This is a genomic window from Ideonella lacteola (assembly GCF_038066555.1).
Classification (GTDB): domain Bacteria; phylum Pseudomonadota; class Gammaproteobacteria; order Burkholderiales; family Burkholderiaceae_C; genus Ideonella; species Ideonella lacteola.
Window position 1 is genome coordinate 36,447 of record NZ_JBBUTG010000014.1, and the last position, 24,563, is coordinate 61,009.

Here is a 24,563-nt window from a genome sequence, read left to right on the forward strand (position 1 = left end):
CGCACAACATACGTGAACAGTTTCGTCGCCCCACTGCGCGCATGAGCTTTGCTGGCGTCGAGTGCCGCTTGCTGCGGATACTGCCACCATGTCAGACTCGCCCGCCTTCAATGGCCACGCGCCATTCACCGTCCGCCAGATCAGGCCGATCGGGTGGATGCTCGCTGCAGCGCTGCTGTGCGTGCTGCCCGGCTGCGCGACGCGACCACCGGCCACCGCGCCGGCAACCACAGCGCCATCGACCACGGCGTCGCCCACCCTTTCGCCAACTCTCCCGCCCATTCGCGAAGCGGCTGCGCCCGCGCCGCAGGAGAATCCAACCTCCATCCTTCGGCCGCTGAGTGCGGCCACGGCCACGCAACGCCCCTGTCGCGCGCACGAGCCCACGCCCTCCGAGCTGTCCAAGCAACGCAGCGCGATCGATCCGCTGCGGGTGCCCGCGGTCTACACCGAACTGTTCTACGACTCGCGCCGCGAATCCTTGACGGCGCTGAATGCGGACGGCCTGCTGCTGCGCCCCTACCAGCAGTTCGACGACGGTGACAGCGGCCTCTCGGGCTATGTGCTGAAGGACGATGCGAGCGGTCATGCGCTGATGCTGTTCAAGGGCATGGACCGGCCGTTCGCCGAGCGGGACGGTTGGGGCGGTGTGCTCACCGACCTGGGCGGCGTGCTGGCGGCGAAGTTCGGCACGGGCAACGCCCAGTTGCGGTTGGCTGACGATCTGTACACCGAAGTGCTGTGCGACGAGGCCATCCGCTCGATCGAACTGGTGGGCTATTCGATGGGCTCACCCATCGCGAACTACCTCGCGGTGAAGTACGGCGCCTATGCCGTCGTGTTTGGCGACATGGGGCTGGACGCCACGCTGCTCAAGCGCCACGCCCACGGCGACCTCCCGGCCGCGCGCGCGCTGGCCCGCTCGCATGTCGTGTCGCTGGCCCTGAACGGCGACGTGCTGGTCAAGGTGTTCGGCGTGGGCGACGTGGTGGGTTCGGTGGTGAAGCTGCCGGGCGTCCTGGTCGGTGTGCTGCACCAGCCGGAGGTCTATGCCGACGCGGCGAATGCCGCGATGCGCGAGCGCGATGCCGCTGGCAACAAGGCGATGCACGCCCAGGCGTCATCGACGATCGGTGAACCGACAGGCAGTGGCACCGACGCCACCGACCGTGGCGAGCGCGTCGTCGACGCTCACAGCGCCTCGGCCCAGCACTGAGCGGCGCTGACCGCGCGGACGAGCGCCGTCAGCTGAACAACTGCGCCAGCCTCTGGACTGCCGCCTCGGACAAGGCGCGGTCGGGCTCGACGCTTTCATTGCCGAAATCGCGCTCACCCATGGCCTGCACCAGCACGCCGTCGCGCCGCGACACCATCACCAGGTTGTGGCCGCGGTAGATGAGGTTGTAGTTCACCTCCGGCTGCGGAATCAGGCGAGCCGTCTGTCCACGTACCGGCACGATCGACGCGTCGCCAAACAGCGCCCGCGCCCCATAGCCGGTGGCGTTGACGATGGTGCGCTCGCGCAGGCCGGCGAACTGCCGGGGGTGCTCGAACTCACGGTGCTCGATCTCGCCGCCTTCGCGCAAGAAATCGTCGTACAGCAGGCGAGAGTAGACCGAGAGGTTGTAGACCATCTGCGTGTAGCGGCGCACGTGGGGCACGCGGAACGGGTGCTCGTGGGCGCGCAACGGCACCGAGCGCGGCCACAGTTCGCGGATGCGCGATTCCAGATCGGGGTAGTCAGGTTCGATGTCTTCGATCGGCGGCGGCGGCAGCGGCTGGTCGAACGGCAGGTCCGACAGCACATAGCCGTCATGCCACTCGACCGGGTCCCCCGTCAGGCCCAGCAGGCTCTGGTAGGTCTTGAACGAGGCCCGCGCCATCCACTCCCAGCGCTGCACGAACTCCGCCGTCGCATGCTCTTCGGTAGAGATGCGTGAATCGGGTGACCACACGCCCGTGGCGGCGGACGATCGCACTTCGGGCGGCCGATCCTTGGCGTAGATCTTCACCCGCAGCCCGGCACGCTGGGCCACACGCGCCATCGTCAGCCCGATAGCGCCGCAGCCCACCACCGCCACCTGCTTTTCGCGAGTGGCCAGCACCATCGGCAGCGCGAACTGGGCCGAGCCCCAGGACAGCGACCACCCACTGCCCCCGTGGCCGTAGTTGTGAACGATGGTCTTGCCGCCACGCCGTTCGGCCTCGATGCGGGGCCCCTGCGGACGGAAAGGGCGGGTGCACACCGAAATGTCGATCAACCGATCAGCCACCGCACGCACGGGCGCCAGCGCTCTGGGCGGTGCCCAGGGCGCCGACACGGAAGGCCCGGCATCGGCCCAGGCGAGACCGACAGGGGACACGGCCGCCACGGCGGCACCGCCGCGGCTGAGAAAGGTTCGGCGTTGCATGGGGCGCACCGTGCTCGACAAAAAAGGCGCCCGATTATCCAGGCAGCTGGCGCCGCCGGTCAGCGGCATGTGTCGAAGCAGGCACGGGCCCGCAGCGCTTGCCGCTTCAGCCGGCCATTTCAGGGCGTCGGCGCACCGAAGACTTCGAGTTCTCGGTAGGGCGTGGGGCTCTCGATGCCGATGAAGCCGAACTGCCGCGCCGGCGGCTGCTTGAAGCGGAACTGGACCTGGGCCACGCCACGGGCCATCGGTGCGCCGTCCTCGCGGGTGAGCGTGATCTGCGAAGCGCGCTCGGCCACGTTGACCAGGATGTGGTGCGCATCGGCCAGCTGATTGAACACATCGGGCGCATCGACCGACGACCACCACACCTCGTAGGCCTGGTGCGAGCGCTCGTCGCCGTTGTCCGCACTGGGCAGACCCGCGGCCGTTCGAATTCGGGTGATGTCGTAGCCGCGCGGCGCCTGGGCCGTGGCGAGCGTGAAGGTCGTGGTCGAGGTGTAGTCGGCGTCGTTCGAGAAGCCCGCCAGCGAACCGTCGTTCAACAGCGCCGGTGCGTGGCTGCCGCGGTAGTCGGTGGTCTTCGCACCAGCCAGGCTCGATGCGCCAGCGCGCACCAGATTCGGCTGCAGGTTCCACGGCGTGGACGACGAGGTGCTGTAGCGGTCGGCATGCTGCAGGCCCCAGAAGCGGCCGGGGTTCGGGTTCGTCGGCACCACGCCCAGCGCCATCAGCGCCTGGAACCATTGCTCCCCCATCACGGCGTAGCCTTCCGGGCCCGGGTGAATGCCGTCCGGGTTGGGGTGCGCGAGCATCGGCGTGTACATGTCGACCATCGACACGCGGTGGCCCTGAGCCTGATGACGCGCCACCAAGGCGGGAATGCGCTCGTTCAAGGCGCGGATATAGGCTTGCGTGGTGTCACTGGCCGGCGCATTGGCCGGGATGATCTGAGCCACCACCACATAGATCGACGGGTTGAAGGCCACCACCCGAGACACCAGATCATCGAGCCGGTCGACCACGCCCGGGAAGCCCTTCTTCGGGTTGCCGTAGAAGTAGTAGTTCTGCTGTGCATCGTTGGTGCCCGCGTGGATCAAGACCACCGCCGGGTCCCAGGCCTTCAACCGCTCCTCGATGGGCGGTGCATTCCAGAAGCCCTTGCCCGAGGTGATCTGCTCGATGCGATAGGCCGAATAGCCGTCTTCGTCATGGTCGACGAAATCGGCCGGGTCGCTCTGCCGCATGTTGCGCGAGCCGACGAAGTTGGGCATGCCCCAGACCGGGGTGAGCTTGTCGAACAGCGGCCGGCGGTAGCCGCCAAAACCATCGCCACCTTCGGTGATCGAATCGCCCACCGGCATGATGCGCAGCGGCGCGGGAAGGGTGGCCTGTGACCAGGCAGGAAGCGCCAGGCCCAACGTCAGGGCCAAGGTGGCGAAACAACGCATCGAGAACTCCTTGTACAACCGGTCGATGGTGCCAGACGGCGCCATCCAACGCATGTACTGCGTTGCGTCAGTTCCGTGCTGCCACCTCCAGCGCCGGATAGCTGAAGGCAAAGAAGTGACACGCATTGAGCAGGAAGTGCGCGCCAATCGCACTCTCGATGGAACGCGTGCGGGCATACGCCAGCGCATAGCCCAGACCGGCCACTCCTGCCAAGGCGATCATCCGGGGCCCACCGCCGGTATGCGCCAGTGCGAACAGGCCCGCCGACACCGCGACCGACGCGGGCACGGCCCACGGCCGGGGCCCCACCGCCGAGGCCAGCCGCTCCTGGATCACACCACGGAAGAAGGCTTCTTCCGCCACGCAGGTGAACAGCAGGTTCACGATGAGGAAGACCCAGAAGCCATCGGGACATTTGACGTCCCACCGAACGACGCCGAGCACCATGCCCAGCGCCAACGTGGCCACCGTGCCGGCCATCGCGATGAGCGCGGCCACACCCCACCGGTGCGACACGCCCGGTTGCGGGGCTCGACGGCAGAAGAGGGCCAGCAGCAGCAACCCGACCGCGCCCTTGTCGAAGTTCAGGTACTGGGTGAAGGGTTGCGCATCGGCAGACAGGCGCACACCGTCGAAGACCTTGGGGTTGTGAAAGCCCGGCACCGCATGGATCGACAGTGCGAGCGAAAGCGGCAGGACGATCACCATCCAGACGGCGCGCCACCCTCTCTGCGCCCGCGCTGCAACCACGCACAGACCCGCCAGCACGCCGAGGCCCGCTACAGCGCGTGCATCGACGATGCCGGTGAACCAAGCCGCGATGATGGCGGCGGACAACAGCACCGTCCACGACGGCAGCTCGCGGCCTTGCACGCGCCATGCCGGCAGCCACACGGCGACGACAGCCGCACCCAACAGACCATAGGCCAGGTACACAACGATCTCCCCGATTCGTGATGGCCCGCACTCGACACATCGTCGGTGCCCAGGCTCATGCGCCACATCGCCCATGAAGCCATGGGGCCACGCGCGGCGGCGCGCATTGTGCGGCAATCTTCAGCGCCTTCAGCGCCTTCAGCGCCTTCAGCGCCTACATCGTCATCGGCGCCATCAGCTCCTCGAGCACTCAAGGCGCCGGCATCGAGGCCGGTGGCGTGGGCGCGGGCACGCCACCGCCCTCACAGCTGGTCACGAAGTTGCGCTGGTCCAGCACGCTGTGCACGAAGGGCATCAAGTCGGCGTAGAGCCCCTCGACGTTGTCTCGGCCCACGTCCACACAGCGGGTGATGCGTTGAGGCACGCCCCGATCGGCGTAGGCCTGCGCGAAATACTGGCCGTAGTTCGGATCGTGCACATCGAACACGGGGCGCGCGCCCTGGCCGTCCACGGGGCATGTGGGCAGTTTGTCGACGTCGTAGATCGGCGGCGTGTTGGGGTTGTTGTCGTTGTCGAACTGCTGGTACGCGCGATTGCGGTTCTGGCTTTCGTAGCACTGGGGCTGGACAGTGCGCCCGTCCGCCTGCAGCGTCGGGCGCTGCTCGTAGGCCATGTGAACCGGCACCAGATCGTCCAGCGGCTTCAGGCGCGCCAGTTGTACCGCGCTGCCCGGGATGTTGCGGGCCACGTCGATGATGACGTCGGGGGCATCCTGGTGGTACCAGTAGCGGTACGGCTCCCCATTGGGGCCATTGGCTTGAACGAACACCGGGCCGACTTCGGATTCGAGGTAGCTGGTCTGCGCTTGCACCACGTACACCCCGCGGACGCTCGACGACTTGGAGCGCCAGTCGTTGTATTGCGGCTGCGCCGGCTCGTTCAGCAGCGCATTGAGCAGTGCGGCCGAGCCGCGGGACTGCCCCACCAGAACGATCTGATTGGGGTCGATGCCGAAGATGCGGCGGTTGAACTTCAGCCATCGCACGGCCGTCGCGATGTCATTGCTGGGCACCGGCACCTTGGTGGGCTCAGGCCATTCGGGCTTGTCCAGCCCGGCGGGCCGCTTGACGACGAAGCTGCTCAATGGGTGGCGCGACTCCAGCGATGCGAACGCCATGCCGGCGGCGAGCACCTTCATCAGCAAGGCGTCGTACAGCGCCGAGTCGACCGGGATCTCTTCGCTCGCGCCATTCGGGTGGGCGTACAGCACCAGCGGAATGGAGTCGCTGAGCGGAATGTCGGTGCGACGGTAGATGTCGATCTTGCGTGTCAGCGTCTGGCTGCCCGCATCCCAATCGGTGCCTTCGTTCCACTCCGTCCAGCTGACGGCGGCGCCGCCGTAGCAGTAGTCATCCCACTTGTCGTAGGTGAAGGCCTCCGCCGACGTGCGGGCTTGCAGCGGCGGCACGGGCGGCAGTTCCCGGGGCAAGGTGAGGCAGCCCGGCTCGCCAACCGCGTGGGCGCCGGCCGCCAGCGTGGTGGCCATCACCACCCCCATCCACCAGACGCTCAGCCGCCACATGAGGCGACGTGAACCCACGCCGCTGCATGAGGACCCATACATCTTGCACCCCCAACGACAGTGGCGGCGATTGTGCCGTCCCGCGCCGCAGGGGTGATGACACGGGCCTCACCGGTCGATGGGCTTTTCGTGCCAGGGCATCGGCGGCGGTGCACCCACGCCGCGCCCCGCCGGCGTCAACCGCCGCAATCTGCGCCGTGCTGGGCCATCGCCTCCTGGAAGCGTTGCTGCAACTGTGCCGAGCTGAGGTCTTCGCGGTGGGTGGCCACCATCCAGCTGTGCCCGAAGGGGTCGATCAGCCCGCCGGCCCGATCGCCCCAGAATTGGTCCATCAACGGCATGGTCGTCTTGCAGCCTGCCTCGATGGCACGTTGGACGACCTGGTCGCAGTCGGGCACGTAGAAGGTCACCGCAGTCGAAGTGCCTCCTACGGTGAGTGGGCTCAGCGCGCCCATCTCGGGGCGCTCTTCGGTCAGCATGAAGCTGGCGGGGCCGACCCTCAGTTGGCAGTGCACCACCGCACCGGCCGGGTCGTCCAGGCGCTCGACCACCTCGGCGCCGAAGATCCGCTGGTAGAACGCGATCGCATCGGCAGCGCCGCGGATGGTGAGGTACGGAATCGCCCCGATGGGCGGCGGAACGGCAGTGGTCTGGCTCATTGGTCGGGCTCCTGTAGAGGTTGTGCGAAGGAAACGCCCCGCGCTTCCATCTGGCACGACGAACGAGGCCTCCCGGACTCGACATCAGGCTCGACTCACTTGTAACAACGCCCCCGCTCGTCAGCCGCGGCGAACGCCCCCGCGTTGGGTCTGCAGGTGCTTCGTGACGAGCTGCACACCTTCGTGTCGCTGCTGCAGCACGTCACATCGGAAATGAACATTTGCTGACGAAAGTTGAACGATTCCAGAAGCCCCGCGGGGCAAGCTGTGGTCTCGTCGACCTAGGAAAAGAGCAGCCCCGTCGAGGGCGCCTCCGCCGTCTGGTTGGCTGTTCCCAGGAGGGATGTTGTGTTGACTCGACTCAGTGTTTCTACCGAGCGTGATGAGCAGTTCGAATTGCGCTTCGCATCGCTGTTCGACAAGGGCCGTGCCCTGTCTTTCCCATGCGACAGCCATGGTCGGGTCGACCTCGATCTGCTGAGCGACCGAGCCCGGAACAACTACTTCCTGGCCAAATCCTCCATCGGGCGCGAGTACGCATGCCCCGACGTGCGGCGCCGATAGCGCCAGCCATGACGGCGTTTCAGCCGTCGAACCGGTAGCCCTCGGCGTCGTGCAGCTCCCAGGCGCCGCCGCCGGTGAGCGCGAGCACCTGGGTGTGATGGCGCAACACCGCAGCCCGGTGGGCCACGCTGATGATGGTGGCACCACTGTCACGCAGGCGCTGGTAGAGCGCGGCTTCGCTGGCGCTGTCCAGCGCGCTGGTCGCTTCGTCGAGGATCACCATCTCAGGCTGGCGGACCAGCACCCGGCCGAAGGCGAGGCGCTGCTGCTCGCCGATCGACAGGAGCTTCTCCCAATCGTGGACGGCATCCAGCCCCCCCACTCGATCGGCCAGTTCTTCCAGCCGCACTTCGTTGAGGATCTGCAGCAAGCGCTCGTCGTCCAGGCTCGTCTGCTTGCCCGGGTAGATCAGTTGACTGCGCAGGCTGCCGTTTTGTAGGTAGGGGCGCTGCGGCAGAAAGAACACCTTGTCCAGGGGTGGGTGTTGCACCACCCCGCTGCCGGTGTGCCACAAACCGGCTATCGCGCGAAGCAGCGAACTCTTGCCACAACCGCTGACCCCGGTGATCAGCAAACCTTCCCCCGGTTTGAGCGACAGGCTGAGTTCCTTGACCAGCAAGCGCTCTGCATTCGGCGTGTAGAGCGTCATCGCATCCAGCATGAAGACATCGCCCTCTCGGTTGTCGATGCGTGAGCCGGCCGGGCTCAGCGGCGCAGGCGACGAGCCCTCTGTCTTCAACACCAGCTCCGACAACGCGTGCAGCCGCCCGATGCCGGCGACGAAGCGGCTGAGGCTCTCGAAGTTGTCGACCACCAACGCCACCGCGCTGAGCACCGCGGTGAATGCGCCAGCAGCTTGCACCGCGCGGCCCACCTCCAGCTCGCCCGACAACACGCCTTCAGCCAGGATCACGCTGGGAACCACGAGGGTCAGCTGGCTGAAGGCACGCTGAAACAGGTTCAAGGAGCGCTGCTTCTTGATGAGCGCGGCATAGTTGCTGAACACCTCATCGAACCGGCTCTCGATCAGCTGCCGCTCTTGCGGCTCGCCGCGATAGAACGCGATCGACTCGGCGTTTTCACGCACCCGCATCAGGCTGAAGCGGAAATCGGCCTCACGACGCAGCTGCCAGAAGTTCAGCCGGATCAGCGGCGATCCGAACACCCACAAGGCCACCACCGTGCCCACCGTGGCATACACCGCGAGAAACGCCACCAGCGTGTGCGAGATCGACCACAACACGGCGCTGAACGCCACCAGCTGCATCGCCGAGCCGAGGAAGATCAACAGGAAGTGGATGGACCGGCCCGTGAAGGTGTTGATGTCTTCGCTGATGCGCTGGTCGGGGTTGTCGATGTCGCCGCTGCTGTTGAGCTCGTAGTACTTGCGGCCGTTCAAGTAGCCATCGAGAAAGCGCCCAGTGAGCCACCGCCGCCAGTGGTTGGCGAAGGCATCGCGCATGTAGTAGTAAAAGGCGTAGATCGGCACCGCGAACGCCAGCACGAGCAGGCACATGCGCACGGCTTGCCAGAAGCGCGGGCCATCCTTGGCCGACAGCGCCGAGGTCATTTCGCCAGCCTGATCGTTGAGCATCACGGCGAACTGCGTTTCGCCGAGCATCAACACGATCAACAAGGCCAGCAGGCCCCACGCAGACTTCTTCTTGTCACCCAGCCAATACGGTTTCGCCACCGCCATGAACTGCCGCCACGCAGCCATCGACAGCTTGGGCGGACGGGGCAGCCGGCGCCTCGCCGGTCCAGGCACAGGGCTTTTCGCAGGGTCGGTTGGGGCAGCTTGCGCCGCGGTCGTGGAAGTGGACATCGGCTCGCCTGGATCGGCCCCGTGTATCGCGGCGACATCGCCACGGGCATCCTAAGGTCGCGCCCCCTCCCCTCATGTCAGACGACGCCGCTCGGACTTGTCCGATGTCAAGCGGCAAGCCGGCAATTCACCGGCTGCATCCGTGCCTGGATCATCGTTCGCCAGCTCAACCGGGCCGATTGCGCATCCAGTCCGCGGTGTCGAACAGCGACTTCTCCAGCCGCTCGCGCAGTGCCGGCTCGACGTTGCACTCGGCCATCGCCTGGTACATGCAGGCGAGCCACTGGTCGCGCTCGATCTGGCCGATGGAAAACGGCAGGTGTCGAGCGCGAAGGCGCGGGTGGCCGAAGCGTTCGATGTAGTGGTTCGGGCCACCGAGCCAACCGCAGAGGAACCAGAAAAGCTTCTGCCGCGCGCTGTGCAGGTCCGAGCCATGCACGCCGCGCAGCACGGCGTATGCCGGCTCCAGGTCCATCAGGTCGTAGAAACGGTCGACCAGGGCTTGCACGCCCTCTTCGCCACCCAGCCGTTCGAACGGCGTGGGCCCGGGCGGCGGTGCGTCGTCGTCGCTCGGCGCCATCTCGCTGGCGCTCACGCGACCATCCGGGTGGCGGCCGCCACCACCCCTTGTGCGGCGGGGCAGCCAGGGAAGGCCTCGAGCAGCAGTTGACGGCGGGTCACCGCCTCGCGCACCGTCTTGTCGGTGGCCACTTCACCCAGGAACTCGAGCTTCACCGGTGCTTCGAGGCCCGGCGTCACATAGCGGTCGACGACCTGCTGCAACTGGCCGCGGATGGTGCGGCCATCACCGGGCCGTGTCACCTGGTTCACCAGCAGGCGCAGGTCGCGCCGGCGCTGGGTGGTGGCGAGCACCTTGATGGTGGCGTAGGCGTCGGTCAAGGCGGTGGGCTCGGGCGTGGTGACGATGAGCACATCGTCGGCCAGCGACACGGTATAGAGCACCACATCCGAGATGCCGGCCCCGGTGTCGAGCAGGATGCGGTCGAACTGCGGCCGCACTTTCTCGACCACGTCGACCAGCAGGTCGCGCACCTCGGGCGTCAGCCTGGAGTATTCGACCATGCCCGAGCCCGCCAGCAGCACATGGAAGCCGCCCGGGGCCGGCACGATGGCCTGCTCCAGCGTGTTCTTGCCCGTGAACACATCGTGCAGTGTGATCTTGGGAAACAGGTTCAGCACCACATCGAGGTTGGCCAACCCCAGGTCGGCATCGAGCACGAGCACCCGTTCGCCCTGGCGCGCCAGCGCAGCGGCGAGATTGGCCGAAAGAAAGGTCTTGCCGACGCCGCCCTTGCCGCTGGTGATGGCGGTGATGTGCGCCCGTCGTGAAGAGCTGGGCGAAGGAGCCGGTGGCACCGCGGTGTTCATTCAAATTCCCCGAAGTTCGATGTGCCGAACAGCAAGCCTTTTTCTTCCGGACTGACCAGCGACACCGGCGTCGGTTCGAGGCAGGTGCGGTTGCGGCCCTCGGCCTTGGCGCGGTAGAGCTGCAAATCGGCGCGCTCCTTCCACAGGCCGGCCGTCGAGCGCACCCACTGCGGCGCATAGGCGCCCCCGACGCTGACCGTCACGCCCAGCGTCTGCGCCGGGCCGATCTTGACGATCTGCGACTCGACCTTCAGCCGCACCCGCTCAGCCACGGTTTCGCCGAAGGCCGGGGCGCAGTTGGGCAGGATGATCGCGAACTCTTCGCCGCCGATGCGTGCCGGCAGATCCATGGGGCGGACGGTGTCACGCAACACCTCGGCCACCGCTTGGATGACCAGATCGCCCACAGGATGGCCATGGCTATCGTTCACCCGCTTGAAATGGTCGATGTCCAGCAGCAGCAGCAGCGCGGGCTCGCCCGAGCGGGCCACGCGGTCGATTTCACGGCCCAGCGCGGCCTCGAAGCTGCGCCGGTTGGCCAGGCCGGTGAGGGCATCCCGGCTGGACAAATCGCACAAGGCGTCGATCAGTCCCTGCAGCCACGCCACGCTGCCGGGGGCGCCGGGCAGGGGCGGATGGCCGGACTGCGCCAACAACTGCAACGCCTGCTCCACCCGCAAGGTGGCGCGGTCGGGCGCTGGAGAGGGGGCGGAGGCGGTCACGAGTGCGTGAAATATGAGGCAGGCTGATCAAGTTTGGCGCAGTCTAGCAGTGCGGGTTTGGAGCGCACGTGCCGAAAAAGCCGGGAGAACCGGGCTCAACTCCAGCCGCCATCCAGCGCTGGGGCGATCAGACTTGCCCATGTGTCTCGTTCCGCGCCCACGGTCTGGCAACGACCTTGGGATCCCTACGCACCCATCCGCCGCCGCGCCCTAGACCACGATGAGCTCATTGCTAGACGCCCCCAGCCGCAACGGCGACAACGAAGTCATCGACCAGGAGTTCACTTTCGCGTCGGCCGACTTCGAACGCGTGCGCAAGCTGATCTACCAGCGCGCCGGCATCAGCCTGCACGATGGCAAGCGCGCGATGGTCTACAGCCGCCTGTCCCGCAGGCTGCGCGAGACCGGCCACCGCAGCTTCAAAGACTATCTGCAGTGGCTCGAAAGCGCGAGTGGGCCCTCCGGTGACCAGGAATGGCAAGAGTTCATCAATTGCCTGACCACCAACCTGACATCGTTCTTCCGTGAAGAACATCACTTTCACGTCTTTGCCGACGCATTGAAGGGCCTGAGCGGCTCGGTGCGCAACCCGCGCATCTGGTGCAACGCCGCCTCGACCGGCGAAGAGCCCTATTCGATCGTGATGGTGCTGACGGAAGTGCTGGGCTCGGGCACGGGCGCCAAGCTGCTGGCCACCGACATCGACACCAAGGTGCTGGCCACCGCGCAGCGCGGCGTCTACGCCGCCGACTCGCGCGGCCTGTCACCCGAGCGGCTGAGGAAGCACTTCATGCGGGGCACGGGCGCGAACGCCGGTTTCATCCGTGTCAAGCCCGAGCTTTCCAAGCTGATCGACTTCAAGCCGTTCAACCTGATGAGCGGGCACTGGTCGCTGGGCGAGCCCTTCGACATGGTGTTCTGCCGCAACGTGATGATCTATTTCGACCACGCCACCCAACGCAAGGTGCTGGAGCGAATCCACGCCGTGATGAAGCCGGGCAGCCTGTTGTTCGTCGGCCACTCCGAGAACTTCACCGATTCGCGAGACCTGTTCCACCTGCAGGGCAAGACGATCTACAAGCGGGTGTAGCGCCACTGCCAGCGCAACACGCCGACTCCACCGATTCCCGACCATTCAGCGAACCAGGGTCCCTCCATGGCCATCTTGCCCCAAGCATCTTCTCCCGGCGCCGCACGCTCAGCGCCACCGCCAGCGCTGGGCGCCGGCAGTGGCATCGTCGGCCGCACGCCCCGGCTGGAACGGCTGAAGGCTCAGTCGCGCAAGGCCGGAGAAGCGTCGTTCTTTTTCTACGACGCGCACTTCAAGAACGAAGCGGTGAAGGTGCTGCCGGGCGAGTACTACTGCGATTCGGAAGACCTGCTCGTGATGACCACCCTCGGCTCGTGCATCGCCGCGTGCCTGTGGGACCGCCAGGCCCGGGTTGGTGGCATGAACCACTTCATGCTGCCCGATGGCGCCGGCGACTCGGGCCGCTACGGCTCCTACGCGATGGAACTGCTGATCAACGAGATGATGAAGCGCGGCGCCTCCCGGCTGACGATGGAAGCCAAGGTGTTCGGCGGCGGCGCGGTGATCAGCGGCATGAACTCGATCAACGTCGGCGAGCGGAACACCAAGTTCGTGATGGACTTCCTGTCGACTGAACGGATTCCCATCGTCTCCAAGGATGTGCTGGATGTGTACCCCCGCAAGGTCTGCTTCCTCCCGGCCAGCGGCAAAGCCATGGTCAAACGCCTGGCTCCGGCGAACGCCGAGGCCCTGATCGCCCAGGACCGCGTGGCCGCCCAGAAGGCGGCACCGGCCAACACCGGCGGCGGCTCGATCGATCTGTTCTGATCGACGCCCTACCCGTCAAGCCAAGGAAAAAGCAAGATGGCCAAGACCCGCGTGGTGGTGGTAGACGACTCGGCACTGGTGCGAAGCCTGCTCGCCGAGATCATCAACAGACAGCCCGACATGGAGTGCATCGGCACCGCCGCGGACCCGTTCGCGGCACGCGAGATGATCCGCAACTTGAATCCCGATGTGATCACGCTGGATGTGGAGATGCCGCGCATGGACGGCATCGACTTCCTCTCCAAGCTGATGCGCCTTCGCCCGATGCCGGTGCTGATGGTGTCGACGCTGACCGAGCGCGGCGCCGAGGTGACGATGCGCGCACTTGAGCTGGGTGCGATCGACTTCGTCGCCAAGCCGAAAATCGGTGTGGCCGATGGCCTGAAGCAACTGGCCGAGGAGATCACCGACAAGATCCGCATCGCCTCGAAGGCCCACGTGAAGCGGGCGCCCGCCACGCCGGCCGCCGCCACCGCCGATGCCCCGGCGGCCGGCAAGCCAGCCGCACCGCCGCCCAGCCCGCTGGGCCGCCTGTCGACCGAGAAGATCATCTTCATCGGCGCCTCCACCGGTGGCACCGAGGCCACCAAGGAAGTGCTGATCAACCTGCCGGCCGATGCCCCGGCCGTCGTCATCACCCAGCACATGCCGCCCGGCTTCACCAAGAGCTATGCCGCACGGCTGGACACCTTGTGCAAGATCCGCGTGAAAGAGGCGGTGGACGGCGAGCGCATCCTGCCGGGCCATGCCTACATCGCACCGGGCGGCTTGCACCTGAGCGTCGAGCGATCCGGCGCGAACTACGTGGCCCGCGTGCGCGACGGCGAGCCGGTCAACCGCCACAAGCCTTCGGTGGAAGTGCTGTTCGAATCGGCCGCCCGCGTGGTGGGGCAAAACGCCTTCGGGATCATGCTCACCGGCATGGGGGGCGACGGGGCCAAGGCGATGCGCACGATGCGCGACGCCGGCAGCTACAACTACGCGCAGAACGAATCCACTTGCGTGGTCTTCGGGATGCCGCGCGAGGCCATCCAGCACGGTGCTGCGCACGAGGTGCTGCCTCTGCAGGACATCGCCCCGCATCTGATGGAGAAGCTGCGCTCGATGCACGGCGCGCTGCTGCATCGCGTGTAACGCGGCGAGAGCCGAGACGGCCGGGCGACCGGCTCCGTTCGTGTCGCCGTGCCTTGATCGCGCTCCGAGCGTCGCCCAGCCGCCTCACAACAGCGTGACGCCCGGAAGGTTCAGCAAAGACGTCTCTCGCATGATCCGCACGAACTCGGCCAGATAGGGCCGATCGGCCAGCCGCTCCGGCGTGGCTGCATACAGCCGCTCGGTCAACCCCTCGCGCCCGATGCGCTGGTGCGCCACGTAGCCGCGGTCGAGGTAACTCTTCACGGCCCACATCGGCAGCGCGGCGATGCCACGCCCGCTCGCCACCAGTTGCAGCATCGCCACCGTCAGCTCGCTCGTTCGCCGTGGCGGCGTCACGCCAGCCGGGCGCAGCACACGCCGCACCAGGTCCAGCATGTCGTCGGGCACCGGGTAGGTGATCAGTGTGTGCGGCGCGAAATCCGCCGGTTCGAGCCAGGGTTTGTCGATGAGCGCGTGACCACGCGGCAGCAAGGCCACGATCTCGAAGCTGAACAAAGGGCTGTAGACGATGCCCGGCTCGGCCTCGGTGAGCTCGGAAACGATGGCCAGCTCGGCGCGGTCCTGGTGCAGCAGGCCGACCGGATCGGCATGGAAGCCCGAGACGATGTCCAGTTCCACCTCGGGCCAGCGCGCGCGCAGCGCGTCCATCGCCGGCATCAACCAATCGAAGCAGGTGTGGCACTCCACCGCGATGCGCAGCGTGCCGGCACTGCCGCCAATGAGCCGGGCCACATCACGCTCGGCATCGCTGACCAGCGGCAGCACCGCATCGGCCAACCGCAGCAATCGCTGCCCGGCCGCCGAAAACGCCACCGGGCTGGATTTGCGCTCAAACAGCGTCGCGCCGTAGGCCTCTTCCAGGCCCTTCATCTGGTGCGAGAGCGCCGACTGCGTGAGGTTCAGCAACTGCGCCGCGCGCGAGAGATTCCCCGCCTCGCGCAAGGCCAGCAGCGTCTTCAGGTGGCGCAATTCAAGCAGCGATTGGTTCATGAATGGCGTTCAGGTTGAATCCACAAAACTTTCGCTTGAATCATAGTCCTGACTTTCCGATGATGAGAAACGATTCATTCAAGACTCGTTTCATCATGATTCAGACTCATATTCTCGGCTTTCCGCGCATCGGCGCTCAGCGCGAGCTCAAGACAGCGCTGGAACAGCACTGGCGCGGCGAGCTGGATGTCGCCGGCCTCGAAGACGTGGGCCGCCAACTGCGCCAGCATCACTGGCAGCTGCAGCGCGACGCCGGGTTGGGCTTTCTCACGGTGGGCGACTTCGCCTACTACGACCATGTGGCCAACCACATCCAGCTGTGGGGCTGCGAGCCGGCCCGCTTCGGCTTTGCCGGCCACGAGCCGGCTTTGGCGCGCCATTTCAAGATGGCCCGGGGCGTGGACGCCGACGCCACCTCGGGCCACGCGCCTTGCCAGGGCCATGCCACCTGCACGGGCACCCACGCCCTCGAAATGACCAAGTGGTTCGACACCAACTACCACTACCTCGTGCCCGAATTCGCCGCGGACACCCGCTTCTCGCTGGCCCCTGAGCGACTGCTCGGTGAGCTGGCCGAGGCGCAGGCCTTCGGGCTGCCGGTGAAACCCGTCCTGATCGGGCCTCTCACCTTTCTCTGGCTCGGCAAGTCGAAGTCAGCGGGATTCGATCGGCTGGATCTGCTGGACAGCCTGTTGCCGCTGTACGCCGACCTGCTCATTCGCATGGCGGCCGCAGGGGTGCAATGGGTACAGATCGATGAACCGATCCTTGGGTTGGATCTGCCGCCAGCGTGGACGCAAGCCTTCGAGCACGCTTATCAAGCCCTGCGCCGAGTGGATGTGTCGCTGCTGCTGACCACCTACTTTGGCGGGTTGGGTGACCACCTCGGGCTGGCCTGCCGGCTGCCGGTGGCCGGGCTGCATGTGGACGCCATCCGGGCACCGGGTGAGCTGGCCAACGTCCTGGAGACGCTGCCGCTCGATCGCGAGCTGTCGGTGGGGATCGTGGACGGACGCAACGTCTGGCGCACCGATCTGGATGCGGCCCTCGGCCAGCTGCGGACCGCGCTGGAGCGGCGCGGCGGGCGCCTGTGGCTCGCGCCGTCGTGCTCGCTGCTGCATGTGCCTTTCAGCCTCAGCGATGACACTGCGCTCGACGAGGAACTGCGCCGATGGGTGGCGGGGGCGCGCGAGAAGCTGGCCGAGCTGCAATGCCTCAAGCGTGCGCTGCTGAAGGGCGATGCTGCCGTGGCGTCAGACCTGGCCGAAGCGAGGGCGGCCATCCAATCCCGCCGCCAGAGCCCGCGGGTGCACCGGCCCGCCGTGTCCGCACGGCTGGCGCAGCTGCCCGCGCACGCCGATCGGCGCCCCAGCGCCTTCAGCCGGCGCCAGCGCCTGCAGCGTGATCGGCTGAAGCTGCCGCCGCTGCCCACGACCACGATCGGCTCATTCCCGCAGACCGCATCCATTCGCGCTGCGCGGGCGGCCCTCAAGCGGGGCACCCTCGCCACCGAGACCTACCGCGAAGCCATGCAGCAGGAAATCGCGCAGGCGGTGGCCGCCCAGGAGCAGCTGGGCCTGGACGTGCTGGTGCACGGCGAAGCCGAGCGCAACGACATGGTGGAGTACTTCGGCGAGCTGCTCGACGGCTATGCATTCAGCGCCAACGGCTGGGTGCAGTCGTACGGCTCACGATGCGTGAAGCCCCCGCTGCTGTTCGGCGACGTGCAACGGCCTGCGCCAATGACGGTGGCGTGGGCTCAGCATGCGCAAAGCCTGACGAAGCGCCCCATGAAGGGCATGCTGACGGGCCCCATCACGATGCTGCAGTGGTCGTTTGTCCGTGACGACCAGCCTCGCTCGATCACCGCCTTGCAACTCGCGCTGGCGGTGCGCGACGAGGTGCAGGACCTGGAAGCCGCGGGCATCGCCATCATCCAGGTCGACGAACCGGCCCTGCGCGAGGGGTTGCCACTGCGGCAGGCCGACTGGCCGCCGTACTTGGAATGGGCATGCCGGGCCTTCCGGGTGGCCACCAGCGGCGTTCGCGACGACACCCAGGTGCACACCCACATGTGCTACGCCGAGTTCAACGACATCCTGCCTGCCATCGCTTCGCTGGACGCCGATGTGATCACCATCGAGACCAGCCGTTCGGACATGGAGTTGCTGCGCGGATTCGGTGCCTTCCGCTACCCCAACGAGATCGGGCCGGGCGTGTACGACATCCACTCACCCCGCGTGCCCGACAGCGACGAGATGATTCGCCTGTTGCGCAAGGCGGCCGAGGTGGTGCCGGCGGAGCGTCTTTGGGTCAACCCCGACTGCGGATTGAAGACACGCACCTGGGCCGAGGCCACCGCCGCGCTGCAGCAGATGGTGCAGGCCGCGAAGCAACTGCGCGACGAGCTGGCGCAACAAGCCACCCGGGAACGCCACGTGGCGCCAGCGCTGTGATGGCGAGAAGGGCTCGGTCCTTCTGCTAAAGGAAAATTTCCTGCAAGTCGCTGAGGAAATCGAAGCCCAGGGTGGTCGGGCGAATGACCGGGCCGGACGGCCCCGACAGGGTCTCGAGCAGGCCTTTGTCGTGGGCGGTCTTCAGGCCCGCAGCGATGGCTGACGGGGGCAAACCAGTGCGTTCACCGAACAAGGCCTCTTCAAAGCCATCGCGCAGGCGAAGCACGTTGAGCATGAACTCAAAAGGCAGCGCCTTGCGCGCCACCTCGTCTTCATTCGAGCTCGCGCGGCCGGCGATCGCCTCGGCCATGTAGCGGGCCGGCTCGCGCCACTTCACGGTGCGCAGCACGCGGTGCGGAAAGCTCAGCTTGCCATGAGCGCCGGCGCCGATGCCGAGGTAATCGCCAAACTGCCAGTAGTTGAGGTTGTGCGCGCAGCGATGGCCCGGCTTCGCGTACGCCGACACCTCGTATCGCTGCAACCCGGCTTCGCCGGTGAGCTCCACCAGGCGATCCAGCATCATGGCGCTCGTGTCCTCGTCGGGCAGCACGGGTGGCCTCACTGCAAAAGCCGTGTTGGGCTCGAGTGTCAGGTGGTACAGGCTCAGGTGCGGCGGCTGAAAGCCCAGCGCCGTGCGAACATCCAACTCCAGCTCGTCCAGCGTCTGCCCGGGTAGCGCATACATCAGGTCGAGATTGAAGGTGTCGAAGGTGCTGGCGGCCTCTTCGATGGCGGCCAGCGCCTGCGCGCGGTCATGCACGCGGCCGAGCGCCTTCAACTTCTCGTCATTGAAGCTCTGGACACCGATCGACAGGCGGGTCACGCCGGCGGCGTGAAAGGCGCGGAAGCGCTCACGCTCAAAGGTGCCGGGGTTGGCTTCCATCGTGATTTCGCAGCCCGGCGCCAACGGCAGCAGCGACCGCAGATCGGACAGCAAGCGCTCAATGCCGGCGGGTGAGAACAGGCTGGGCGTGCCGCCACCGATGAACACGGTCTGCACCGTTCGGCCCCAGACCAGCGGCAGGCTGGCTTCGAGGTCGGCGCGCAATGCGTCGAGGTACTGCTGTTCCGGCAGGTCGCGATGCGGTCGGCCTGCCACGGAACCACCCTCCGGCCGCATCAAGACTGGCGCCCTCGCGGGGGCCGCCGATGCCGAAGACGTCTGGGGCCCCCGAAACTCGTGGCTGTTGAAATCGCAGTACGGGCACTTCTTCAGGCACCAGGGCAGGTGCACGTAGACCGACAGCGGTGGCGGCGCGCCGAGCCGCAGCGTGCCCGGCCGCAGGAACTTGTCAGCACTGAGAAGGTTCATCAGGGAAACTCAACCAAGGTCTCTCGTGGATCCGGCGCTGCCGGTCCGCTGCATTAACCCCGTCGGGGGCCGAGCCCGGACATGAACAGTCCAGTGGACTGTTCGTGCCTGGCGAGGGGCCGGGCCACTGGCCCGGCGCGGCCTGCAAGGCGCCGACGGGCACGGAGCTTGGGGCTCAGATTCTCCAGGCCTGGCGCATCAGCGCAAGCATCTGCGCCGCGGCGATGGCGCGATGGCTGTTGGCGTTCTTGACCTCCGAGGGCAGGTCGGCCACCGTGTTCCCGAGCGACGGGATGAACATCAGCGGGTCATAGCCGAAGCCCCCTTCGCCGCGCGGCTCGGCGAGGATCTGGCCGTTCCAGCGGCCAAAGGCGATCAGGGGCTCCGGGTCTTGCGGGCTGCGCAATGCGACCAGCGCGCAGACAAAACTCGCGCGCCGGTCGGTCTTGCCCGCCAGTTGGTCGAGCAGCAGTCGGTTGTTCGCGGCGTCCTGCGCTCGTCGCTGGGCCTCCCGGTCCATGCCGATGTCGGGTGTGAACGCGGCGAAGACGGCCGACTGCACCCCCGGCGCGCCACCCAAAGCATCCACACACAGGCCCGAATCGTCGGCGATGGCCGGCAGCCCGGTCATCGCGGACGCATGCCGCGCCTTGGCGAGCCCGTTCTCGATGAAGGTCTGGTGCGGCTCTTCGGCCTCGCTGACGCCCAACGACCCCTGGGTGACCAGCTCGATGCCCAACGGCGCGAACAGCTGACCCAGCTCGGCCAGCTTCTTCGCGTTGTTCGAAGCGAGAACGAGCCGCATGGTCAGGCCGACAAGGGGCGAGCCAGGGCGGCCGTTTGCGCGGCCGTCAGTTGCTGAATGCCCTGGGTCGCAAGCGCCAGCAGCGCGTCCATCTCTGCACGGCTGAACGCCACACCTTCGGCGGTGCCCTGCACTTCGACAAAGCCGCCACGCCCCGTCATCACGACGTTCATGTCGGTGTCGCAGCCCGAATCCTCGGTGTATTCGAGATCGAGCAGCGGCGTGCCTTCCACGATGCCCACCGACACCGCCGCCACCGAATCCAGCACCGGTGACACCGCGATCTTGCCCTGGGCCAACAACACCGACACCGCGTCCTGCGCCGCCACGTAGGCGCCGGTGATCGCGGCAGTGCGGGTGCCACCATCGGCTTGAAGCACATCGCAGTCGAGGGTGATCGTGCGCTCGCCGAGCAACTTCAGGTCGAACACGGCGCGCAGCGAGCGGCCGATCAGGCGCTGGATCTCTTGCGTGCGGCCGCTTTGCTTGCCACGGGCCGCTTCGCGATCACTGCGGGTGTGGGTGGAGCGCGGCAGCATGCCGTACTCGGCCGTGACCCAGCCCTCGCCGCTGCCCTTCTTGTGGGGCGGCACGCGCTCTTCGACGGACGCCGTGCACAGCACCCGCGTGTCACCGAACTCGATCAGCACCGAGCCCTCGGCGTGGCGGGTGAAGCCACGCGTGATGCGCAAGGGGCGCAGCGCGTCGTGGGCGCGGCCATTCGAACGTTGGAAGCTCATGGGGGTCCTTTGCAAAAGCACAACCGGCGCCATGGTGGCGCCGGTCAGGGTGTGGCGAGGCCGAAGGCCTACGAACGTTTCTTCGACGAGCGCTGGATCGCCTCGTTGATCTCTCGGATCGAGCGCTCGATCTCGGCCTCGTCCAGATCGCCCGGCGCCGTGTCGGCGAGGCTGGCCTGGATGGTCGAGGCAAACACGTCTTCTCCCAGGCTGCGGGTGGAGACGCCGGCAATCGAATCACTCTCTTCGACGGCCTCCCACTCGACAGCGAGCACGGTGACGTTGTCGCCGTGCTGGCCGCCGTTGCGCAACGCGCGCTCCACCATCTCGGGCACGCTGTCAGACAGGGCTCGGGTGGACAGCAGTTCGACGATCTCTTCGTCGGACAACTGGCTCCACAGCCCGTCCGAACAGACGATCAAGCGGTCGCCCGTCTGCAGGGTGACGGGGCCGACGGTGTCGACCACCGGCTTGCCCGGGCTGCCCAGGCAGGTGAACAGCACCGAGCGGTTGAACTTGGCATCGATCGGCACCACCTGCGACAGCGTCTGCTGCAGCTCGGTATAGGAATGGTCGCGGGTGCGAGCGATCAGGTTGCCGCCACGCACCAGGTACAGGCGCGAATCGCCACAGTGTGCCCAGAAGGCCGCGCGGCCTTGCAGCACGCAGGCAACCACTGTGGTGCGCGGTGTGTCGACCAGCCCCTTCTCGGTGGCATAGCGCAGCAGTTGATGATGACCGGCGAGGATCGAGTCCTGCAGGAAGCGCAGCGGGCTTTTCAGCGAAGGCTTGGCCTCACGCTGGAAGGCGCCGGCGAGCGTCTGCAAGGCCAGCTGGGAAGCCACTTCACCTTCAGGGTGGCCGCCCATGCCGTCCGCCAAAGCGAACAAGCCTGAATCCCGCGTGTAGCAGTAGCCCATGCGGTCTTCGTTCTTCTCGCGGCCACCCTTGCGGCTGACCTGATAGACGGAAAATTTCATCGTGCCCCGGTCTTCAGGTTCTCAATCTGCAACTTGAGGCGCTCAGTGAAGCTGAGCGAGGTATAGCGCCGTTCGGTCTCGCGTGACAACTCTTTTTGCAACGCGAAAACACTCTGGGGCCTTGAAAGCGGATCCAGCGACATGCACCACTCGGTGACCTCGATGAGGTTGTCCGAGTAGGTGTTTCGCATACGCGACATCGACAAGGTCAAACGGTCTTTGTCGATGCGCTGCGGCGCGTCGGTGGGTGGGTAGCCCTGCATGCAGGCGTAGATGCAGGCGCCGATCGCGTAGATGTCGGTCCAGGGGCCGAGCGAGCCATCGCGGCGGTACATCTCGGGTGCCGCGAAGCCCGGCGTGTACATCGGCCGGATGAAGTTGCCCTCTTTGCTGAGCACTTCGCGCGCGGCGCCGAAATCGAGCAGCACGGCCTTGTTGTCGTTCGTGATGAAGATGTTGGCGGGCTTGATGTCCAGGTGCAGCATCTTGTGCTGGTGGACGATGCGCAGGCCCTTCAGGATCTCGTCGAACAACGAGCGGATGGTCGATTCGCGAAAGACCTTTTCCTGCTTGAGGTCTCGGGCGGTGACGATGAAATCCTGCAGCGTGTCGCCCTGCAGGTAGTTCATCACCATGTAGACGGTTTCGTTCTCGCGGAAGAAATTCAGCACCGAGACGACGCTGGGATGCGAAATCTGCGCGAGTGAGCGGCCCTCTTCGAAGAAGCTCTTGAGGCCCAGCCGGTACAACGGCTGTTTTTCAGGTTTGACCCGAGGGACCAATTCACCCACTGAGCGCTCGGCGAGCGACGCGGGCAGGTATTCCTTCAGGGCAACGAGGTGGCGTTCTTCGTCTTCGGCGAGGTACACCACGCCAAAGCCGCCGGCCGCCAGTTTCTTGATGATCTGGTAGCCACCGACCACGGTGCCCGCGGGCAACGGGGCGGGTTTTGGCTTTGACATAATCAGGTTTTTGCTTGGTGCAAAAGCTTCATGCCAGTTTACAGCATGACCGGGTTCGCGAGCGCTAGTGCTGCCCCGGTGGCCGAGGGTGAAGCCCACCCTGCCGGTGTGACCGTGGAAATGCGCACGGTCAATAGCCGCTTCCTCGACATCGCATTCCGACTGCCTGACGAGCTTCGCCAGGTCGAGCCGGCGCTGCGCGAATTGCTCACCGCCGGGCTGCGGCGGGGCAAGGTCGAAGTGCGGGCTTTGGTGGGCCGCAGCGCGGACGAGGGTCTACCCTTACCCAGCACCGATCAGCTGAACCGGCTGTCGCGGCTGGAAAGCACGGTGCAAGGCTGGATGCCGCGCGCGACCGGGCTGTCGGTGCACGAGGTGCTGCAATGGTGCCGCGGCGGCGGCAGCGCGAACGCCAGCGCGGGCTTCGACGAGTTGGCCGTACAGGCCGCGCGCACGGCCATTGAGGCATTGCGAGAGGCCCGAGCACGCGAAGGTGCGCGCCTGGCGCAGATCTTGATGGAGCGCATCACCACCCTGCGCGAGCTGGCCGCTCAAGCCGAGCCCCTGGTGCCCGCCGTGGTGCAGAAGCAGCAGCAACGATTCATGGAGCGCTGGACCGAAGCCCTCGGCTCGGCAGGCGCGGGCGGCGCCGTTTCCGCCGAAGCCGCGCGCGACAGGGCGTTGAACGAAGCCGCCGCGTACGCCATCCGCATCGACGTGGCGGAAGAGCTGTCGCGCCTGAAGTCGCACCTCGACGAAATCGAGCGGCTGCTGGCCAAGGGTGGCGAGGTCGGCAAGCGGCTCGACTTCCTGATCCAGGAGCTCCACCGCGAAGCCAACACGCTGGGATCGAAATCGTCAGCGTTGGAACTGACCGGCATCTCGGTCGACATGAAGGTCGCCATCGAGCAGATGCGCGAACAGGTTCAAAACATCGAATAGCGCGTTGGCATGGAAACTCCCGGCAACCTCTTTGTCGTCGCGGCCCCCAGCGGGGCCGGCAAATCCAGCCTCGTCAAGGCGCTGCTGGAGCTGGATTCGCACCTGCAGGTGTCGGTCTCGCACACCACCCGATCGCCGCGCGGCCAGGAGCAGCACGGCCGCGAGTACTGGTTCGTCGGCAAAGACGAATTCGCACGCATGGTCGAGCGCAACGAGTTCTTCGAGTGGGCCGAGGTGCACGGCAACCGGTATGGCACCTCCCGCCCGGCCGTCGAGGCCCGCCTGATGGCAGGTGAAGATGTGGTGCTGGAGATCGACTACCAAGGGGCGTTGCAGATCAAGCAGCTGTTTCCCCACGCCGTGCTGATCTTCATCCTGCCGCCGAGCTGGGGCGAGCTGGAGCAGAGGCTGCGCCGCCGCGGTGAGGACGAGCCCGAGGTCATCGCCACGCGCATGGCCAATGCCCGCCACGAGGTCGACCAGGCCCGACATTTCGACTACGTTATAATCAACGCCCTGTTCGAGACGGCGCTTTTCGATCTGAAAACCGTCGTTCATTCGCAGCGGTTGAAATACGCGGCCCAGCGCCGCGCCAAGTCTTCTGTCTTCGCCGCGCTGAATCTCGTCTGATCCACGCGCACCAACCCTTTCGAGAGCTCTGCCATGGCCCGCATCACCGTCGAAGACTGCCTGAACAAGATCCCCAATCGTTTCCAGCTCGTGCTGGCGGCCACCTACCGCGCGCGCATGCTGAGCCAAGGCCACGCGCCGAAGGTCGAGTCGAAGAACAAGCCCAGCGTCACCGCCCTGCGCGAGATCGCCGCGGGCGAAGTCGGCGTCGAGATGCTGCGTAAGGTTCCGACCTGAGCATTCGCTCACCCCG

The 24,563-nt window shown here is 66.4% G+C and carries 24 protein-coding genes; 9 read left to right on the top strand and 15 right to left on the bottom strand.

Annotated features, from left to right (window positions below):
* Positions 1-88: 88 nt before the first annotated feature.
* Complete coding sequence (locus AACH06_RS19855) at positions 89-1,216, top strand: hypothetical protein (RefSeq protein WP_341427506.1); 1,128 nt, start codon at positions 89-91, stop codon at positions 1,214-1,216.
* A 28-nt stretch (positions 1,217-1,244) separates the two neighbouring features.
* Here the strand turns inward: AACH06_RS19855 and AACH06_RS19860 are convergent, their stop codons facing one another.
* From AACH06_RS19860 to AACH06_RS19880, 5 genes are all read right to left on the bottom strand, one after another.
* On the bottom strand, positions 1,245-2,411 hold the full coding sequence (locus AACH06_RS19860) for an FAD-dependent oxidoreductase (protein WP_341427507.1): 1,167 nt from the start codon (positions 2,409-2,411) through the stop codon (positions 1,245-1,247).
* A 119-nt stretch (positions 2,412-2,530) separates the two neighbouring features.
* Positions 2,531-3,862: an SGNH/GDSL hydrolase family protein gene (locus tag AACH06_RS19865; protein ID WP_341427508.1), complete on the bottom strand. Its 1,332-nt coding sequence runs from the start codon at positions 3,860-3,862 to the stop codon at positions 2,531-2,533.
* 67 nt (positions 3,863-3,929) lie between these two features.
* Complete coding sequence (locus AACH06_RS19870; RefSeq protein ID WP_341427509.1) at positions 3,930-4,799, bottom strand: CPBP family intramembrane glutamic endopeptidase; 870 nt, start codon at positions 4,797-4,799, stop codon at positions 3,930-3,932.
* Between the two features lie 190 nt (positions 4,800-4,989).
* Positions 4,990-6,321 (bottom strand): hypothetical protein, encoded by a 1,332-nt coding sequence (locus tag AACH06_RS19875; RefSeq protein WP_341427510.1) that lies wholly within the window; start codon positions 6,319-6,321, stop codon positions 4,990-4,992.
* 176 nt (positions 6,322-6,497) lie between these two features.
* On the bottom strand, positions 6,498-6,980 hold the full coding sequence (locus tag AACH06_RS19880) for a VOC family protein (protein WP_341427511.1): 483 nt from the start codon (positions 6,978-6,980) through the stop codon (positions 6,498-6,500).
* Positions 6,981-7,331: 351 nt separating this feature from the next.
* On the opposite strand from AACH06_RS19880, the gene AACH06_RS19885 reads away from it, so the two are divergent.
* Positions 7,332-7,544 (top strand): hypothetical protein, encoded by a 213-nt coding sequence (locus tag AACH06_RS19885; RefSeq protein ID WP_341427512.1) that lies wholly within the window; start codon positions 7,332-7,334, stop codon positions 7,542-7,544.
* 19 nt (positions 7,545-7,563) lie between these two features.
* Here AACH06_RS19885 and AACH06_RS19890 read toward each other — a convergent pair whose 3' ends face one another.
* From AACH06_RS19890 to AACH06_RS19905, 4 genes are all read right to left on the bottom strand, one after another.
* Entirely contained in the window at positions 7,564-9,264 is a 1,701-nt protein-coding gene (locus AACH06_RS19890) for an ABC transporter ATP-binding protein/permease (RefSeq protein ID WP_341427513.1), read from the bottom strand.
* A gap of 271 nt (positions 9,265-9,535) precedes the next feature.
* Positions 9,536-9,949, bottom strand: a complete 414-nt coding sequence (locus AACH06_RS19895; RefSeq protein ID WP_341427628.1) for a group II truncated hemoglobin — start codon at positions 9,947-9,949, stop codon at positions 9,536-9,538.
* Positions 9,950-9,960: 11 nt separating this feature from the next.
* Positions 9,961-10,758 carry a MinD/ParA family protein gene (locus AACH06_RS19900; RefSeq protein WP_341427514.1) on the bottom strand — a complete coding sequence of 266 codons (798 nt, stop codon included), beginning with the start codon at positions 10,756-10,758 and terminating at the stop codon, positions 9,961-9,963.
* Positions 10,755-11,480: a GGDEF domain-containing protein gene (locus AACH06_RS19905; RefSeq protein ID WP_341427515.1), complete on the bottom strand. Its 726-nt coding sequence runs from the start codon at positions 11,478-11,480 to the stop codon at positions 10,755-10,757. The genes AACH06_RS19900 and AACH06_RS19905 overlap by 4 nt, the downstream gene beginning before the upstream one ends.
* Positions 11,481-11,700: 220 nt before the next feature.
* Here AACH06_RS19905 and AACH06_RS19910 point away from each other — a divergent pair, with 220 nt between their 5' ends.
* The 3 genes from AACH06_RS19910 (at position 11,701) to AACH06_RS19920 (ending at position 14,472) form a co-directional block, all read left to right on the top strand.
* Positions 11,701-12,570, top strand: a complete 870-nt coding sequence (locus AACH06_RS19910; protein WP_341427516.1) for a CheR family methyltransferase — start codon at positions 11,701-11,703, stop codon at positions 12,568-12,570.
* A 66-nt stretch (positions 12,571-12,636) separates the two neighbouring features.
* Positions 12,637-13,338 carry a chemoreceptor glutamine deamidase CheD gene (gene cheD, locus AACH06_RS19915; RefSeq protein ID WP_341427517.1) on the top strand — a complete coding sequence of 234 codons (702 nt, stop codon included), beginning with the start codon at positions 12,637-12,639 and terminating at the stop codon, positions 13,336-13,338.
* 36 nt (positions 13,339-13,374) lie between these two features.
* On the top strand, positions 13,375-14,472 hold the full coding sequence (locus tag AACH06_RS19920; protein ID WP_341427518.1) for a protein-glutamate methylesterase/protein-glutamine glutaminase: 1,098 nt from the start codon (positions 13,375-13,377) through the stop codon (positions 14,470-14,472).
* A gap of 84 nt (positions 14,473-14,556) precedes the next feature.
* Here the strand turns inward: AACH06_RS19920 and AACH06_RS19925 are convergent, their stop codons facing one another.
* Positions 14,557-15,483 (bottom strand): LysR family transcriptional regulator, encoded by a 927-nt coding sequence (locus AACH06_RS19925; protein WP_341427519.1) that lies wholly within the window; start codon positions 15,481-15,483, stop codon positions 14,557-14,559.
* Positions 15,484-15,578: 95 nt separating this feature from the next.
* Here AACH06_RS19925 and metE point away from each other — a divergent pair, with 95 nt between their 5' ends.
* Positions 15,579-17,939 (top strand): 5-methyltetrahydropteroyltriglutamate--homocysteine S-methyltransferase, encoded by a 2,361-nt coding sequence (metE, locus tag AACH06_RS19930; RefSeq protein WP_341427520.1) that lies wholly within the window; start codon positions 15,579-15,581, stop codon positions 17,937-17,939.
* A gap of 25 nt (positions 17,940-17,964) precedes the next feature.
* Here metE and hemW read toward each other — a convergent pair whose 3' ends face one another.
* The 5 genes from hemW to AACH06_RS19955 form a co-directional block, all read right to left on the bottom strand.
* On the bottom strand, positions 17,965-19,251 hold the full coding sequence (gene hemW / locus AACH06_RS19935) for a radical SAM family heme chaperone HemW (protein ID WP_341427521.1): 1,287 nt from the start codon (positions 19,249-19,251) through the stop codon (positions 17,965-17,967).
* A 175-nt stretch (positions 19,252-19,426) separates the two neighbouring features.
* Positions 19,427-20,056 carry an RdgB/HAM1 family non-canonical purine NTP pyrophosphatase gene (gene rdgB / locus AACH06_RS19940; RefSeq protein WP_341427522.1) on the bottom strand — a complete coding sequence of 210 codons (630 nt, stop codon included), beginning with the start codon at positions 20,054-20,056 and terminating at the stop codon, positions 19,427-19,429.
* Between the two features lie 2 nt (positions 20,057-20,058).
* Positions 20,059-20,796, bottom strand: a complete 738-nt coding sequence (rph, locus tag AACH06_RS19945) for a ribonuclease PH (RefSeq protein ID WP_341427523.1) — start codon at positions 20,794-20,796, stop codon at positions 20,059-20,061.
* Between the two features lie 68 nt (positions 20,797-20,864).
* A complete protein-coding gene (locus tag AACH06_RS19950) occupies positions 20,865-21,776 on the bottom strand; it encodes a PP2C family protein-serine/threonine phosphatase (RefSeq protein ID WP_341427524.1) in 912 nt (303 codons plus the stop codon).
* Positions 21,773-22,738: a serine/threonine protein kinase gene (locus tag AACH06_RS19955; protein WP_329716749.1), complete on the bottom strand. Its 966-nt coding sequence runs from the start codon at positions 22,736-22,738 to the stop codon at positions 21,773-21,775. Before AACH06_RS19955 ends, AACH06_RS19950 begins: the two co-directional genes overlap by 4 nt.
* A gap of 30 nt (positions 22,739-22,768) precedes the next feature.
* Here AACH06_RS19955 and AACH06_RS19960 point away from each other — a divergent pair, with 30 nt between their 5' ends.
* Genes AACH06_RS19960 through rpoZ form a run of 3 tightly spaced genes read left to right on the top strand, consistent with a single transcriptional unit; the run spans position 22,769 to position 24,547 of the window.
* The gene (locus AACH06_RS19960) at positions 22,769-23,680 is read left to right on the top strand and encodes a YicC/YloC family endoribonuclease (protein ID WP_341427525.1); all 912 of its coding nucleotides are present in this window, start codon (positions 22,769-22,771) and stop codon (positions 23,678-23,680) included.
* Positions 23,681-23,689: 9 nt separating this feature from the next.
* Complete coding sequence (gmk, locus tag AACH06_RS19965) at positions 23,690-24,310, top strand: guanylate kinase (RefSeq protein ID WP_341427526.1); 621 nt, start codon at positions 23,690-23,692, stop codon at positions 24,308-24,310.
* Positions 24,311-24,343: 33 nt separating this feature from the next.
* Positions 24,344-24,547 (top strand): DNA-directed RNA polymerase subunit omega, encoded by a 204-nt coding sequence (rpoZ, locus tag AACH06_RS19970; protein ID WP_341427527.1) that lies wholly within the window; start codon positions 24,344-24,346, stop codon positions 24,545-24,547.
* Positions 24,548-24,563: the final 16 nt, after the last annotated feature.